Source organism: Embleya sp. NPDC050154, assembly GCF_044460165.1.
GTDB lineage: Bacteria > Actinomycetota > Actinomycetes > Streptomycetales > Streptomycetaceae > Embleya.
Genome location: NZ_JBITJP010000002.1, coordinates 138,373 through 154,619, shown reverse-complemented (window position 1 = coordinate 154,619; position 16,247 = coordinate 138,373). Strand labels below are relative to the sequence as shown.

At 74.1% G+C, this 16,247-nt stretch carries 4 protein-coding genes; 2 read left to right on the top strand and 2 right to left on the bottom strand.

Annotated features, from left to right (window positions below; all coding sequences use genetic code 11):
- Nucleotides 1–2: 2 nt before the first annotated feature.
- Together ACIBSV_RS04310 and ACIBSV_RS04305 are read right to left on the bottom strand one after the other, a co-directional pair.
- A complete protein-coding gene (locus tag ACIBSV_RS04310) occupies nucleotides 3–974 on the bottom strand; it encodes an ABC transporter permease (RefSeq protein ID WP_395859424.1) in 972 nt (323 codons plus the stop codon).
- Complete coding sequence (locus ACIBSV_RS04305; protein ID WP_395859423.1) at nucleotides 971–2,635, bottom strand: ABC transporter substrate-binding protein; 1,665 nt, start codon at nucleotides 2,633–2,635, stop codon at nucleotides 971–973. The genes ACIBSV_RS04310 and ACIBSV_RS04305 overlap by 4 nt, the downstream gene beginning before the upstream one ends.
- Nucleotides 2,636–3,432: 797 nt before the next feature.
- Here ACIBSV_RS04305 and ACIBSV_RS04300 point away from each other — a divergent pair.
- Nucleotides 3,433–6,402 (top strand): AAA family ATPase, encoded by a 2,970-nt coding sequence (locus ACIBSV_RS04300; protein WP_395859422.1) that lies wholly within the window; start codon nucleotides 3,433–3,435, stop codon nucleotides 6,400–6,402.
- A gap of 213 nt (nucleotides 6,403–6,615) precedes the next feature.
- Nucleotides 6,616–16,188 (top strand): SDR family NAD(P)-dependent oxidoreductase, encoded by a 9,573-nt coding sequence (locus ACIBSV_RS04295; protein ID WP_395859421.1) that lies wholly within the window; start codon nucleotides 6,616–6,618, stop codon nucleotides 16,186–16,188.
- Nucleotides 16,189–16,247 lie beyond the last annotated feature (59 nt).

Below are 16,247 nucleotides of genomic sequence, written 5' to 3'. Positions count from 1 at the left end.
GCTCAGCCCTTCCGCAGCCGTGGGTCGATGACGGCGTAGAGCACGTCGGTGAGTTGCGAGATCAGCACGAACACCAGGGCGGCGAGCAGCACGACGCCCATCACCACCGGCATGTCCTTGGTGTTCACCGATTGCAGGGTCAGCGCGCCGATCCCGGGTCGGGCGAAGACCTTCTCGACCAGCACCGTGCCGCCGAGCAGGGTTCCGGTCAGCCAGCCGGACAGGGTCAGCAGCGGAATCGCCGCGTGCCGGAAGGCGTGCCGGACCCGGACCGCGGTCGCGCTCAGCCCGCGCGCCCGCGCGGTGACCACAAACGGCTCGCCCAGTGCCTTGTCCAGGCTCTCCCGGAGCACCTGCGCAAGCACCCCCGCGATCGGCAGGGCGAGCGTCACGGCGGGCAGCACCAGCGTCTGCACGCCCTCGGTGCCGGCCACCGGAAACCACTGCAACCGGAACGAGAACACCGTCAGCAGCACGATGCCCAGCCAGAACGAGGGTGTGGACACCGCGACCAACTCCCACGCGCCCAGGGCCGACCGCAGCGCGGACCGCCGCCCGGCGGTGGCCAGCGCCGACACCACGGCGATCACCACGGCCAACACGAGCGCGGACAGCGCCAGTTCGAAGGTCGAGCCGAACTGCTCGCCGATCAGCGCGGACACCGGCTGCTGGAGCTGATAGGACTCGCCCAGTCGGCCGTGCAGCAACTCCCACAGATAGTGCAGGTATTGGCTGACCAGCGGTTCGTCGAAGCCGTAGTCGGCGCGGATCTGCGCGCGTACGGCCGGGGACGCGGTGGTCTGCGGGCCCAGCAGCGTGGCCACCGGATCGCCCGGCAGCAGCTTGAGCCCGGCGAAAGCCAGCGTCGCGGCGCCGAGCAGGACCGTCGCGATCGCCACCAGGCGCCCGCCGACCGCGCGCAACACGCGCGGCAGGCGGGCGGTGGGGGCGGCCGAGGCCGCGGCGGAGGTCATCGCCGCGAGGTCCACACGTCGTGGAACAGCGGCCACGCGTTCGGGTCCAACCGCAGCCCGTTGATCTGCTTGCCGGTCGCGAACAGGGTGGTGGCCGAGTAGAGCGGGACCACCGCGGCGTGTTCGATCACCCAGCCCTGGGTCTTGGCGTAGAGCTGGTCGCGGGTGGGCCGATCCAGGGTGGCCGCCGCGGCGTTGGTCCATTCGTCGATCTGCGGGTTGCTCAGCCAGGCCGCGTTCTGTCCGCCGGTGCTGGGCAGGTTCGCCGAGTTGAAGTACAGCCGCAGCACGTCCGGTTCGAACCGGGCCCAACTCATGTCGAGCAGGTCGTACTTGCCCGCGTACGCGTTCGTGGTGAACGCGCCCAGGTCCAGGGCCGGGCGCTGGACCTCCACACCGATCTTCTTCAGGTCCGACTGCACGGCCTGGGCCAGGATGTCGCGCTGCTCACGCACGGCGGCGGGCGCGGTCGGCCACTGCACGGTCAACCGCTTGCCGTCCCGGGTGCGATAGCCGTCCCCGTCGCGCGCGCTCCACCCGGCCTCGTCCAGCAGTCGGCCCGCGAGCGCCGGGTCGTAGGGCCAGGTGTTCTCCAACGACTTGTCGTAGGCCGGCGTGGCCGGTCCCAGCGGGCCCCACGCGCGCCGGTACTGGTCGAAGTAGATCGATTGGATGTTCGGTCCGATGTTGATCCCGCGCTGCACCGCCTTGCGCACCCGCTCGTCGTCGAACGGTGCCCGCGTGGTGTTCAGGAACAGGCTGTACACCGCGCCCGCGAAGTCGTGCCGCAGTACGCGCACGTCCGCACGCGCCTCCAGGCTCTTGACGTTGATCGGCGGGATCGAACCGGCGATGTCCACCTGACCGCCGGCGAAGGCGCCCACCCGGACCGAGTCCTCGGGCAGGAAGCGGAAGGTGAGCTTGTCCAGGTAGGCGGGGCCCTGGTGCTTGGATCCGGCCGGCGCCCAGTTGTACGCCGGGTTGTTCTCCAGCGTCAGGCTCTGGGCCTTGGTGTGCGCGGCGAACTTGAACGGGCCGGTGCCCACCAACTGGGCTCCGCCCGCGCACAGTTTGTCGCCCGCCGCGGTCAACGCCTGTGGCGAGTAGAAGCCGAGGTAGGCGGTGCTCGCGGCCTGGAGGAAGGGTGCGAACGGCTTGTTGAAGGTGACCTTGACGGTCGCCGGGTCGAGCACCTCGGCGCCGGTGTAGGGGCCGAGCAGGCTTGCCGCGTACTGCGACTTGGTGGTCTTGGCCGCGATGCGGTCGAAGTTGACCTTGACCGCGTTCGCGTCGAACGCGGTGCCGTCGGTGAACTTCACGTCGGTGCGCAGCTTGAACGTGTAGCTGGTCAGGTCCGGCGCGACCTCCCAGGAAGTGGCCAACCAGGGCTGGAAGTTGCCCTGCTCGTCTTCGGAGACCAGCGAGTCGAAGACATTGCGCTGGATCGAGGCGGTGATGTCCTGGGGGCTGACGTGGATGTCGAAGCAGGTCGGCTCGGTGTTGATCGCCACCGTCGCGGATCCGCCCTTGACCGGCGGACCCGCGGCCGGCTCCGCCGCCGCCTTGTCGGTCCTGGTGTTCGCGGTACAGGCGGACAGGACCAACGCGGCGGCGAGTGCCGCACCGACGATTCCGGGTAGACGTGGTCGGAATACGCGCATGGTCGAGTCCTGTCGAGAGTCGGGGGATCGTGCGAAGAGGCGCAGGGCGGAGCGACCGCCGCCGGCACACCAGGACGCTAGTGGCGCCGCCGCGACCCCCAGCACCCCTAACGGACCCCTACCGACCCTTGCGGGTGCGGGGACGGAAACGGGTGCGATCGAGAGCCCGGCGTGACTTGTCCGGCGGTGCTCCATTTGTGCGTCTCGCCCGGGTCATAAGGGGGCGAACGGCGTGTCCGTGTGTCGGCTTTCTTTCGCGATGCCTTCGTGTTGACGCGACGCGGGCGGATTTCTAGACTGCCGTTCAGCTATGAAGCGAAAGTCCGGATCACCGACTCGGAGCTTTACTACTTCTTCTTCGGAGATGGCCGTGCAGGGGACCCGTGGTGCGAGCGCTTCGCGACTCGCCCTGGTGTCCCGCCTCGACGTCGACCTCGCGCGCATGTCCAGCGGGCTGTGTCGTCGAGTCCTTCGTCGCAGGGATCGTTCGTCGGGTTGATGCCCGCGCCGCCCGGCAGGTGGCGGGCGGATGTCGTACCCGTACATCCGAGTACCCGTACATCCGACCAGGACCGGGTCGATCCCTCTCCGTTTCCCTGGTCCCCTCGGGCCCATCGACGTGCCCGACGGCTCCGGCACCCCGGACTCCGAAATCACGCGTGCCGCAGTCGTTCGAGGCATGGATATCCTGCCTCGTTTCGGCCCGGGCGTGGTACGGGCGTGCGGAAATATTAATTCAGCGTCAATAGCGAATTCAACATGCGGAAACGCAGAGATTTCCGCCGGGGGAGTGGCACGTGTTTTTCGTGGGTCGAACCGAGGAACTCAGCCGACTGGATACCGCCCGGGCCCGCTGCGCGACCGGCGTCGGCGGTGTGATCACCGTCTGCGGGCCCGTGGCGGTCGGCAAGACCGCGCTCCTGCACGCGTTCGGTGATCGGCCCGCGTCCGACGACGCGCTCTTCCTGCGCGCCGTCGGCACCCCGATGGAACAGGACTTCCCGCTCGGTGTGGTCCGCCAACTGGTCCTGGCGGCGCCGCCGGCCGACGTGGACGCGAGCCGGATCGACCGACTCTTGGACGACGGCGCGTACACCGCCGCGTTCGGCGGCACCGACGCGCCGGCCCCGACCACGGTGCGCGCCGTGCACGAACTCAGCGCCGTGCTCCTGACGTTGGCGCAGACCCGACCCGTCGTGATCGTGGTCGACGACATCCAGCACGCCGACCCGGTGTCGCTCCAGTTCCTGGCCCACCTGATCCGGCGGATCCGCGGCGCGTCGGTCCTGGTGCTGCTCGGCGAGCGCGATCACGCCGCCGCGCCCTCGGCCGCGTTCGCCGCGTTCTCGGCGGAGGTCGAACGCCAGCCGCACCACCAACGGATCCGCCTGGGCCTGCTCGGCCGCGCCTCGGTCACCGAGCTGCTGGCCCACTCGCTGGGCCCGGCCGCGGCCGCCCGGCTGTCCGCCGACGTGCTCGAACTCAGCGGCGGCAACCCGCTGTTGATCCGTGCCTTACTGGAGGACACGGGCCCCGGCGCCCGCTCGGACCCCTCCCGACGCCCACTGCGGCCCACCGTCGCGGACGCGTACTGCCGGGCCGTGGTCGGCTGCCTGTACCGGCTCGACCCGGCCACCGTGGACGTCGCGCGCGGACTGGCCCTGCTCGGCGAATCGGAGACCACCGAGGGTCTGGCCGAACTGCTCGAACTCGAACCCGCCACGGCCACCCGCGCGGCCCGCACGCTCAACGACGCGGGACTGGTGGCGTGCGGTCGATTCCGCGACGACCGGGCCCGCCTTGCGGTGCTGGACACCATGACCCGTCCGGAGCGCGAGCGCGGGCACGGCCGGGCGGCCACGCTGCTGCACATCGACGGCACCCCCTCCGAGTCGGTCGCCAAACACCTCGCCGGAGCCGGGGAGTTCCGGGCGCCGTGGGCGGTGCGCACGCTGCGCGAGGCGGCCGAGGCGGTGGTTGCCGAGGGTGATCTGCGGCTGGCCGTCGACTACCTCAAGCTGGCCGAGCGGATCGCTCCGGACGAGTGCACCCGGGTGTCCATCAAGGCGTTCCTGATCGGTCTGGAGTGGCTGGTCAACCCGGCCGCCGCGGCACGACACGTGCCGTGGCTGGCCACCGCGGTCCGCGACGGCCGACTCACCGGCCGGGACGCGCTGGTGTGCGTGCGCTATCTGGCCTGGTACGGCCGACTCGACGAGGCCAAGGCCGTGGTCGAGGCCGGCCGGCACTCGTGCGCGCCCGGCGAGGAGGCCGAGTGGGCCACCGCCGCCGAGGTCCGCGCCGCCCGGGTCTGGCTCAAGTACTGGTATCCCGCCGTGGACGCGGGAGTATCCGAGCCCGAGGTGTCCCCGCTGCCCGCGACCATCGGCCGGATCGAGGGACTGGACCTGCTCACCGCCGTGCTGGCCGGGCGGCTGAGCGGCGACCAGGTGTGCGATCGCGCCGAGCGCATCCTGCGCGGCTCACGGCTGGACGACGGCACGATGGAATCGCTCACCTCCACGCTGACCGCGCTGGTGTACGCCGATCGTGCCGCCGAGGCACAGGAGTGGTGCGCCGCGCTGATCGACCAGGCGGCGGCGCGGCGCAGCCCGATCGCGCACGCGCTGATGGCCGCCGTGTTCGGCGAGATCGCGGTCCGCCAGGGCGACCTGCTCGGGGCCGAGGAGAGCGCGAAGACCGCGCTGACCCGGATCGTGCCCGAGGGCTGGGGCGTCGCGGTGGGCGTCCCGCTCGCCGCGCGGATCACCGCCGCGGTCGCCCGCGGTGACCACGAGCAGGCCGCCCGGCATATGGAACTCCCGGTGCCGGGAGCGATGTTCCACACCCCGGCGGGGCTGCACTACCTGCACGCGTGTGGGCGGTACAACCTGGCCACCGGCCGCCCGGACGCGGCCCTGCACGACTTCATGTCGTGCGGCGAGTTGATGATGGCGTGGCGGATCGACCTGCCCGGGCTGGTGCCGTGGCGGGTCGAGGCGGCCCGCGCGCATGTGCGACTGGGCGATCACGAGGCGGCCCGCGAGTTGCTCGCGGAGCAGTTCGACCGGCTGTCGGACGAGCCCTCGCGCACCCGGGGGTTGGCCCTGGGCGTGCAGGCGGAGGTGGTCGAACTGCGCCGCAGACCCGCCCTGCTGTGGGAGTCGATCCGCGAACTCCAGGCCTGCGGCGACCGCTTCGAGTTGTCGCTGGCGTTCGCCCGACTCGGCAACGCCTACCGCGAGCTGGGCGACTTCGGACGGGCCCGGCGCGCCGCGCGACGGGCGCAGCAGTTGTCCGAGGCGTGCCAGGGCGAGCCGCCGCGCCCGCTGCCGCGCACCGAGCGGCTGGCCGCGGTGCCCGATCGGGACGGCGCGATACCGCACGTGCCGCAGCCGGCGCCGATCCGTGAACCGGCCCGGATCGGTGAGGCGGGCCGGATCGGCGAGGCCGGGCGGGTAGGCGAGGCCGGGCGGGTCGCCGAGTCGGGGCGCGTCGTCGAGGCGGGCCGGGCCCGCGCCTCGGAGCCCACCCCGATGGTCGGCGCGTCCGCCGGTGTGGACGAACAGCCCGGTGCGGGCCTGAGCGACGCCGAGCGCCGGGTGGCCGCACTGGCCGCGCAGGGGCAGACCAACCGGGAGATCTCACGCCGATTGTTCATCACGGTCAGCACCGTCGAACAGCACCTGACCAGGGTCTATCGCAAGCTCGGGGTGGCCCGCCGACTGGATCTGCCGCCGTGGTTGGAAGAGGAGATCGCGGGCTGAACGGCCCCTGACCGGGGGTGGGACCGGGGACGCCGCGCGGGTCGGGCGGCGCCCCCGGAAGACCCGGTCGGGGGCCGTTTCGCGAGTCCTGTGCATGACTGCTCCCCTATGGGGTCGGTAGGGGATCGACAGGGGTTATTCGGGTGGGGTCCACCGGACGAATCTTGAGACCGTTCGGCGCAGTCGTCGCCGTTCGGGACCGGACCGTTCGGGATGAGGGGCGACCACTCCGCGATGATGAGCCGCGAGAACACCACCAGCAAGCGTGACCGGCACGGCAACGCGATCGCCGTCATCGGGATGGCGTGCCGGCTGCCGGGCGCCGCCGACCCCGCCGCGTTCTGGCGACTCCTGCGCGAGGGCGTCGACGCCGTCGGGGAAGCCGGCGCCGAGCGCCGCCGCGGCGCCGAACTGCGTCCGGGCGGCTACCTGGACCGGGTCGACACCTTCGACGCGGCGTTCTTCGGGATCTCGCCGCGCGAGGCCGACGCGATGGACCCGCACCAGCGACTGGTCCTCGAACTCGGGTGGGAGGCCGCCGAGGACGCCGGCCTCCCGCCCGGATCCCTGGCCGGTACCCGAGCCGGCGTGTTCGTCGGCGCGATCGCGGCCGACTGGTCCACCGTGGTGCACCGGTACGGCACCGACGCGATCACCAGGCACACCTTCACCGGCGTCGCCCGCGGCCTGATCGCCAACCGGCTGTCCTGGGCCCTGGACCTGAACGGCCCGAGCCTGACCGTCGACACCGCGCAGTCCTCGTCCCTGGTCGCGATCCACCTGGCCTGCGAGAGCCTGCGCCGCGGCGAGTCGAGCGTCGCGTTCGCCGGCGGCGTGCACCTGAACCTCGCGCCCGAGAGCACCGTGGGCGCGGAACGGTTCGGCGGACTCTCGCCCGACCACCGCTCGTTCACCTTCGACGCGCGGGCCAACGGTTTCGTGCGCGGCGAGGGCGGCGCGGTGGTGCTGCTCAAGCCGCTGGAGCGGGCGCTGGCCGACGGCGACCCGATCCACGCGGTGATCCACGGCAGTGCGGTCGGCAGCGACGGCGACACCGACGGACTCACCGTGCCCGACGCCGGGGCGCAGGCGGACGTGTTGCTTCGGGCGGCCGACGCCGCGGGCGTGGCCCCCGAGCGGATCCAGTACGTCGAACTGCACGGCACCGGCACCCGGGTCGGCGACCCGATCGAGGCCGCCGCGCTGGGCTCGGCCTACGGCGCGGGCCGCACCGGCGCCGACCGGGTCGCGGTCGGCTCGGTGAAGACCAACATCGGCCACCTCGAAGGCGCGTCCGGGATCGTCGGACTGGTCAAGACCGTGCTGGGCATCCGGCACCGCACCCTGCCCGCGAGCCTGAACCACGCCACCGCCAACCCGGCGATCGACCTGGACGAGACCGGCCTGCGGGTGCAGACCGCGCCCGGCCCCTGGCCGCACCCGGACCGGCCGCTGTTCGCCGGGGTCAGCTCGTTCGGGATGGGCGGGACGAACTGCCACGTGGTGCTGGGCGAGCCGCCCGCCACGCACGCCCGGGAGCTGCCCGGAACCCGGGTGTTCGACCCACCCGCGGTGCTGCCGTGGCCGCTGTCCGCCCGCGACCCCGAGGCGCTGCGCGAGCAGGCCGGCCGGCTGCGCGCGGCGCTGACCGAGCACACCGTGCCGCAGGACGTCGCGCTGACCCTCACGGCGGGCCGCACCGCGTTCGAGCAGCGGGCCGTGCTGCTGGGCGCGGACCTGGCCGAACTCACCGACGCCACGGCGGCGTTGGCCCAGTCGCTGCCGACCGCGGGAGCCGTGACCGGCACCGCCCGCCCGCACACCTCGACCGTGTTCGTCTTCCCCGGCCAGGGTTCGCAGTGGGTCGGCATGGCCACCGAACTGCTGCACGCCTCACCGGTGTTCGCCGCTCACCTGGACGCCTGCGCGGACGCGCTCGCGCCACACGTGGACTGGTCGCCGCACGACGTGTTGCGGGACGTGCCGGGCGCCGCCTCGCTCGATCGGGTGGACGTCGTACAGCCCGTGCTGTTCGCCGTGATGGTCTCGCTGGCCCGGCTGTGGGAGGCGTTCGGGGTTCGACCCGACGCGGTGATCGGCCACTCGCAGGGGGAGATCGCCGCCGCGCACATCGCCGGCGCGCTCACCCTGGCGGACGCGGCCCGCCTGGTGGCGCGGCGCAGCCGACTGTTGACCGGTCTGGCGCCCGGCGGCGGCATGGCTTCCATCCCGCGTCCGGCCGACGAGGTGCGGGCCGCGCTCGGCGACCGGGCCGACCGGCTCGGCATCGCGGCGATCAACGGGCCCGCGTCCACCGTGGTCTCCGGCGACCGGGCCGCGCTCGACGCGCTGCTGGCCGAGTACACCCAGGCGGGCGTGGACGTACGGGCGATCCCGGTCGACTACGCGTCGCATTCGCCGCACGTCGAGCCGCTGCGCGCCGACCTGGCCCGCGAACTCGACGGAATCAGGCCGGTGTCGAGCCCGATCGTGTTCTACTCCACGGTCACCGGCGGTCCGCTGGACACCGCCGAACTGGACGCCGACTACTGGTACCGCAACCTGCGCGGCACGGTGCGCTTCCAGGACGCGGCCCGCGCCGCGCTCGCCGACGGCCGGCGCACCTTCGTCGAGGCCAGTCCGCATCCCGTGCTGACCATGGGACTTCGCCAGATCCTGGACGCGGACCAGGCGGCCGGACCGGAGGCGCTGACGGTGGGCACGCTGCGCCGCGGCGACGGCGGGCCGCGCCGACTGCTGACCTCGCTGGCCCAGGCGTACGTACACGGCACCCCGGTGGACTGGACCGCCGCGCTGCCGGCCGCGGCCCGCCGCGCCGAACTGCCCACATACGCGTTCCGGCGCACCTCGCACTGGATCCCCGAACCCGAATCGCCCGCTCCCGACAACACGTCGCCCGCTCCCGACGCCGCGTCGCGCCCGGCCGAGCCCGCGCGCCCGGCCGAGCCCGCGCAGCCCGCCGTACACCCGGAGCCGGCGGCACACCCGGAGCCGGCCCTTCCCGCCGGACCCGACCCGCTGATCCTGGTCCGCGCCACCGCCGCCGTCGTGCTCGGACACGCCGGACCCGGCGCGGTCGACCCGGACCGCACCTTCAAGGACCTCGGTTTCGACTCGGTCGGCGCACTGGAGTTCCGCGATCGGCTGGCCGCCGCGAGCGGGACCCGGCTGTCCGCGTCGCTGACCTTCGACCACCCGACCCCCCGGGCCGTCGCCCGTCACCTCGCGGATCGCACGGCCGGCACCGTGCCCGCCGGTGCCGCGCGGTCCGGGGCCGGCCCGGCGCCGGTCGCGCACGAGGACGACCCGATCGTCGTCGTCGCGACCGGCGGCCGCTGGCCCGGCGGTGCGGACACCCCCGAGGCGCTGTGGGACCTGCTCGCGGCCGAGACCGACGCGATCGGCCCGTTCCCGAGCAACCGCGGCTGGGACCTGGACGCGCTCTACGACCCCGAACTCGCCCGCCCCGGTACCTCCTCGGTGCGCGCGGGCGGATTCCTCTACGACGCCGACGCGTTCGACCCCGGCTTCTTCGGGATCAGCCCGCGCGAGGCGGCCGCGATGGACCCGCAGCAGCGGCTGCTCCTGGAGACCGCGTGGGAGGTGGTCGAGCGGGCCGGCATCGCGCCGACCGCGTTGCGCGGCACCCGGGCGGGCGTCTTCGTCGGCGCCATGCCGCAGGACTACGGCCCGCGGCTGCACGAGGCGCCCGAAGGCTACGGCGGCCACCTGCTCACCGGCAGCCTGAGCAGCGTCGCCTCCGGCCGGCTGGCCTACACCCTGGGCCTGGAGGGCCCCGCCCTGACCATCGACACCGCGTGCTCCTCCTCCCTGGTCGCGCTGCACCTGGCGACCCGCGCGCTGCGCGCCGGCGAATGCACGCTCGCGCTGGCCGGCGGCGTCACCGTGATGTCCACGCCCGGCATGTTCACCGAGTTCAGCCGGCAACACGGGCTCGCCCCCGACGGCCGCTGCAAGCCGTTCTCCGCCGCCGCCGACGGCACCGCGTGGGCCGAGGGCGTTGCCCTGGTGCTGCTGGAGCGGCTGTCCGACGCCCGCCGACTGGGCCACCCCGTGCTCGCCGTGGTGCGCGGCAGCGCGGTCAACCAGGACGGCGCCTCCAACGGCCTGACCGCGCCCAACGGACCCGCCCAGCAGCGGGTGATCCGCCAGGCGCTGGCCGACGCGCGCCTGGACCCGACCGAGATCGACGCGGTCGAGGCGCACGGGACCGGCACCACGCTCGGCGACCCGATCGAGGCCGAGGCGCTGCTGGCCACCTACGGTGCCGACCGGCCCGCCGATCGCCCGCTCCTGCTCGGTTCGGTCAAGTCCAACCTGGGACACACCCAGGCCGCCGCCGGGGTGACCGGCGTGATCGCGCTGATCGAGGCGATGCGGCACGGCGAACTCCCGCGCACCCTGCACCTGGACGCGCCGTCCCCGCACGTGGACTGGTCCCGAGGCGGCGTCGAGGTGCTCGCGGCGCGGACCGCCTGGCCCCGGACCGACCGCCCGCGCCGCGCGGCGGTGTCCTCGTTCGGGATCAGCGGCACCAACGCGCACGTCATCCTGGAACAGGCCGCGGAGACCTCGGTCCCGCCCGGCGCCGACCAGGCCGGCCCGTGGTTGTTGTCCGCCGCGAGCGAGGACGCGCTGCGCGCCCAGGCGGCCCGACTGCGCGAGCACGTCGCCGACCACCCCGACGTCGCGCCCGGCGACCTCGGCTTCGCGCTGGCCGACGGCCGAGGCACCTTCGCGCACCGCGCGGTGATCACCGGGACCGGCCGGGAGCACCTGCTGCGCGGCCTGGACGCGCTGATCGACGGCGTCGACGCGGCCAACCTGATCCGCGGCGAGGCCGGACCGACCGGTTCGCTCGCCGTCCTGTTCAGCGGACAGGGCAGCCAGCGGGTCGGCATGGGCCGCGAACTGTACGCGGTGGAACCGGTGTTCGCGCGAGCCCTGGACGAGGCGCTGGAGCACTTGGACGCGGCCCTGGAACGCCCCTTGCGCTCCCTGCTGTTCGCCGCGCCGGACAGCCCCGAGGCCGCGCTGCTGCACGCGACCGAGTACACCCAGCCCGCGCTGTTCGCGGTGGAGACCGCGCTGTATCGACTCGCCGAATCGCGCGGGATCCGCGCCGATCACCTGATCGGCCACTCGATCGGCGAACTGACCGCCGCGCACATCGCCGGCGTGCTCACCCTGGCCGACGCCGCGACGCTGGTGGTGGCCCGCGGCCGGCTGATGGGCGAACTGCCCGCGACCGGCGCGATGATCGCGCTCCAGGGCACCGAGGAGGAGGTCGCCGAACTGGTCGCCGGCCACGAGGCGCACGTGGGCGTCGCGGCCGTCAACAGCCCCGACTCCGTGGTGATCTCGGGTACGGCGGACATCGTCGACGCTTTGGCCGCGCGGTGGCGCGCGGGCGGCCGCAAGACCAAGCGGCTCCAGGTCAGCCACGCCTTCCACTCGCCGCACATGGACGCCGTACTCGACGAGTTCCGCGCGGTCGCGGCAAGCCTGAGCTTCTCCCCGCCGCGCATCCCGATCGTCTCCAACCTGACCGGCGATGTGGCGGACGCCGCCGAACTGGCCGACCCGAACTACTGGGTCCGGCACATCCGCGAGGCGGTCCGCTTCCGCGACGGCGTGCGCAGACTCGCCGAACTGGGCACCACCACCTACCTGGAACTGGGCCCCGACGCCGTGCTCACCGCGCTCACCCTCGCGAGCCTGGACGACCCCGCGCCGCTCGTGCTCGCCGCACTGCGCGCCGACCGCCCCGAAGCGCTCACCTACACCCGGGCCTTGGCCCGACTGCACGTGGCAGGCGTCGGTGTCGACTGGGCCCCGGTCTGGGCCGGCCGCGCCGTGCGCCGCGTCGACCTGCCCACGTACGCCTTCCAGCGCCGCCGGCACTGGCTGGACGCGCCACCCGCCGCCGACCCGACCTCGGCCGGGCTCGACCCCAGCGAACACCCCCTCCTCGGCGCGGGCTTCGAGCGCGCGGACGGCTCGGGCCTGGTCTGGACCGGCGTACTCTCCACCCGGAGCCGGCCGTGGCTCGCGGACCACGCCGTGCACGACACGGTCCTGCTGCCCGGCACCGCGTTCGTCGACCTCGCGCTGCACGCCGCCGAACGTGCCGGCGCCGGCGGAATCGGCGAACTCGTGCTGGCCGCACCCCTGGTCCTGCCCGAGGACGGCACCGTACGGATCGAACTCGCGGTGGGCGCCCAGGAGACGGACGGCACCCGAGCGGTCACCGTGCACTCGCGCGCCGCCGACGCCCAGGACTGGACCCGGCACGCCGCCGGACGCTTGACCCCGGCCGAGACCGCCGCGCCCGGCCGGGACGAGGGCGCGTGGCCGCCGCCGGGCGCGGTCGCCGTGGACGTCGAGGACCTGTACGAGCGGCTCGCCGACCTGGGCTACCACTACGGCCCGGTCTTCCGGGGCCTGACCGCCGCGTGGCGCCACGGCGAGGAGCTGCTCGCCGAGGTCGTGCTGCCGGACCCGGCCGAGGAGTTCGGCCACCCGGTGCACCCCGCACTGCTGGACGCCGCGCTGCACGCCGTCGTCGCGCTGTTGCCCGGATCCGACCCGAACGCGCCCACCCGGCTGCCGTTCGCGTGGGCCGGGATCAGGGCGTACGCCGCCGGCGCCCGCGAACTGCGGGTGCGGATCGCGCCGCTGGGCCCCGACGCCGTCGCGCTGACCGCCACCGACGCCGACGGCACGCCCGTGGTCTCGATCGACCGGCTGACCCTGCGCGCGATCCCGGCCGACCGCTTCGCCGCCCGCCCGACCACCACGCCGGATTCCTGGTACCACGTGCACTGGGTGCCGGTGCCGGGCGACACGGTCGCCGCCGACCAGGGCACCTGGGTGGTGCTCGCGGATGGCGACGCGGACCCACTCGGATCGGGCATGCGCCCCGCGTCGCCCGAGGTGCACCGCGACCTCGCCGGACTGCGCGCCGCGCTCGCTGCCGGAGCGAGCCCGCCCACGCGGGTGCTGGTGGCCTTCGACCCGCCGAGCCCCGCACTGGGCACCGCCGTCGCCACCCACGCGGTCACCGAACGGGCGGTCACCCTGCTCCGCGAATGGCTGGGCGACCCGTGCTTCGCGGACATCGAACTCGTCCTGGTCACCCGCGAGGCGGTGGCCACGCACGCCGGCGAGGACGTCCGCGACCTGAGCGCTTCCGGCCTGTGGGGCCTGATCCGGGCCGCGGCCGGCGAACACCCGGGCCGGCTGCGGATCCTGGACCTGGACGCGCACCCCGACTCGGCCGCCGCGGTGGCCTCGGCACTGGCCGGCGGCGAGCCGCAACTCGCGCTGCGCGGCGGCGCGATCCTGGCCCCGCGACTGGCCCCGGTACGCCCCGACGACGCACTGGAACCGCCCGCCCTCGACCCACCGTGGCGACTGGACGTCACCGAACCCGGCAGCATCGACAACATCGCGCTGCTGCCCGCGCCCGAGGCCGCCCTGTCGTTGGCGGTCGGCCAGGTGCGGATCGCGGTGCGCGCGGCCGGACTGAACTTCCGCGACGTGCTGATCGCACTGGGCGGATACCCCGGCGCCGCCCGGATCGGCGCGGAGGGCGCCGGCCGGGTCCTGGAGGTCGGCCCGGGAGTGAGCGAACTCGCGGTCGGCGACCGGGTGATGGGCCTGCTGCCCGGCATCCTGGGCTCGCACGCCGTGGTCGACCACCGACTGCTCACCCCGATCCCGGCGGGCTGGACCTACGCACGGGCGGCGACCGTCCCGGTGGCGTTCCTGACCGCGTACCACGGCCTGGTCGAACTGGCCGGCCTGCGCCCGGGCGAATCCGTCCTGGTGCACGCCGCCACCGGCGGGGTCGGCACCGCCGCCGTGCAGCTCGCCCGACACCTGGGCGCCGACGTCCTGGGCACCGCGAGCCCGGCCAAGTGGCCCATGCTGCGCGCCCAGGGCCTGACCGACGAGAGCATCGCGTCCTCGCGCACCCTCGACTTCGAGGGCCGGTTCCGCGCCGTCACCGGCGGGCGCGGCGTCGACGTCGTACTCAACTCGCTCGCCCGCGAGTTCACCGACGCCTCACTGCGGCTGCTCGCGCCCGGCGGCCGGTTCGTCGAGATGGGCAAGACCGACCCGCGCGAACCCGACGCGGTGGCCGCCGCCCACCCGGGGGTCGACTACCGCGCGTTCGACCTGCTGACCCTGGAGCCCGAGCGGATCGGCCGGATGCTGCGCGTGCTGGCCCCGCTGTTCGCGGCCGGCACGCTCACCCCGCTGCCGGTCACCGCGTGGGACATCCGGCACGGCGTACGCGCGCTGCGGCACCTGAGCCAGGCCCGACACACCGGCAAACTGGTCCTGACCATCGCGCCCGCACCCGCCGGCCTCGATCCGACCGGCACGGTGCTGATCACCGGCGGCACCGGCGCGCTGGGCGCCCTGGCCGCCCGCCGGCTGATCACCCGACACGGCGCCCGACACGTGCTGCTGGTCGGCCGCACCGGCCCGGCCGCGCCCGGAGCCGACGCACTGCGCGCCGAACTGCGCGCGCTGGGCGCCGAGGTCGAGATCGCGGCGTGCGACGTGGCCGACCCGAGCGCGCTCGCCGAACTGCTCGCCGCCATTCCGACCGCACACCCGCTCACCGCCGTCGTGCACACCGCCGGCGTGGTCGCCGACGGCGCGCTCACCGGCACCGACCCCGGGCGACTGCACGCCGTGCTGCGGCCCAAGGTGGACGCCGCGTGGCACCTGCACACGCTCACCGCCGACCTGGACCTGTCCGCGTTCGTGCTGTACTCCTCGGCCGTCGGCGTCCTGGGCAACCCCGGCCAGTCCGTCTATGCCGCCGCCAACACCTTCCTGGACGCGCTCGCCCACCACCGACACGGTCACGGCCTGCCCGCGACCTCGATCGGGTGGGGGCACTGGGCCGAGGCGGGCGGTCTGGCCGCGCACCTGACCGAGGTGGACCGCCGCCGGATGGCGGGCAGCGGCCTGGCCCCGATGAGCAGCGAAACCGGCCTGGACCTGCTCGACCGTGCGCTGGACACACCCCTGCCGGCACCGGTCGCGGCCCGGATCGATACCGGCGCGCTGCGTCCCGACGCGGCGACCGCGCTCCTGGCCGGCCTGATCCGCGCGGCCGGCCCCGGCCGAGTGCCCGCGCAACGCGGCGCCTCGTCCCGCACCGGCACGGGCCGTCGGGCCGGCGCGGGGATCCGGGAGCGGCTCGCGGGCCGCCCGGCCGACGAACAGCGCCGCGAGTTGCTGACGTTCGTCCGGCTCACCGCCGCGGCCATTCTCGGGCACGACGGACCGGCCGCGATCAAGCCCGAACGCGGCTTTTTGGAGGCCGAGTTCGACTCGCTCGGCGCGATCGAGCTGCGCAACCGGATCAATGCGGGCACCGGCCTGGAACTGCCGTCCACGCTGATCTTCGACCACCCGACCCCGATCGCGCTGGCCGAACACCTGCGGGAGCGGCTGTTCGCCGCCACCCCGCACCCGGGCACCGGCTCGCTGCTCGCCGAACTCGATCGCTGGCAGGTCTCGTTGACCGGGCTGCTGGCCGACGGCGAGGCCCCGGACGAGGACTTCCGGACCGGCGCGGTGGCGCGCCTGTACGCACTGCTGGGCCGGCTGGGCGCCGAGGTACCCGGGGATCCGACGGCGGCGCTGATCGAACAACTCGGCGCGGCCGGCGACGACGAGCTCTTCGACTTCATCGACAACGAACTCGGCATCTCCTGACCCGGCCCACCCACGCCCCCCGGGCCCCCACGACTGGCACCACCACCACGGCGAAGCCG